1 protein-coding gene is annotated in these 1,040 nt (G+C 40.0%); it reads left to right on the top strand.

Going from position 1 to position 1,040, the window contains the following annotated elements; all coding sequences use genetic code 11:
* The coding region (locus STRDD10_RS09925) for a minor capsid protein (RefSeq protein WP_197458343.1) at positions 1 to 907 on the top strand (907 nt) is incomplete at its 5' end.
* Positions 908 to 1,040 lie beyond the last annotated feature (133 nt).

The raw sequence follows: 1,040 nt of genomic DNA, 5'->3' as shown, positions 1-1,040 counted from the left end.
TGCTAGTTGGTCGAGCAATATATGGGATAGGCAAAATGTGCTTCGTGATGTTGTAAGAAAAGGTGTACAAGATGCTGTTCTTCGTGGTAAAGGTGCTGATATACTAATCAAACAGCTTCAAAAGGAATTTAAAACTTCTTACAACTATGCTAGACGGTTGGCTGTAACGGAAACGGCACGGGTGTATTCAGAAGCGCAGAAAGCAAATTACAATGCGAATGACATAGAAGAGTATCAGGTGTTAGCTGAAGCAGGGGCTTGTGATATATGCGCCCCTTTTGATGGTGAACACTTTAAAACTTCTGAAATGGTAGCTGGTCACAATGCGGCGCCTTTCCACCCTCATTGTCGCTGTACGACTGCACCTTATTCTGAGCGTGTTAAGATGTGGGAGAAGATAGAGGGGGAGAAAGGTTCTGTTATGGAGTTGCAGGAGGACGTTTCTAAGGCATTTGGAACAATCGTTAATAATCCTAATGTCGCCAGAGCTGAGTTGCAATCTTTATTTAAAGAGAGTTATAACGTTGGGCGATTGGTCTCTCATCCGATTTTAGAAAATTTTGGTAATTCTATGGTGTCTATAACTGACCACATGCTGTCTTATATTCTGACTGAGCATAGGGGGCAGGTGGTAGAGGCAGATTTTGCATTTTTACCTAGCTTGATTTCTTCTCCTGACTTTTTGGCGACTGATATTCGTATGGGAAAAGATACATTCTTGTTGAATGCGAAATCAGATAAAAATAGATTTTTAGAAGCTACTATCATGAATAAAGAAGGGCAAACGGTTGTTCACTTTATGAGACGAGATGGGAAGAAAAACAATAAGAGGCTGAAAAAAATTGTCAAAAAGTCTAAAAAACATGATTTTATTGATAAAAAGGTGTATAATATAGGTGAGGAATAGAAGTAGAAAAACATCGGGAACTACACACCTGAAAAGGTATCTGAAAAGTGGGGAAGTCCCGTCCCACCTATATCCTAAGCACCCAGTTTTTCTAGGTGCTTTTTTGTTGCAGGAAAGGAGACAAGATGAAGGA

Origin of the sequence: Streptococcus sp. DD10 (assembly GCF_001578805.1) — a bacterium.
In the GTDB taxonomy this organism is placed as follows: Bacteria; Bacillota; Bacilli; order Lactobacillales; family Streptococcaceae; genus Streptococcus.
The sequence above is the reverse complement of the archived record's forward strand: the minus strand, read 5'-3'. Positions and strand labels throughout refer to the sequence as shown.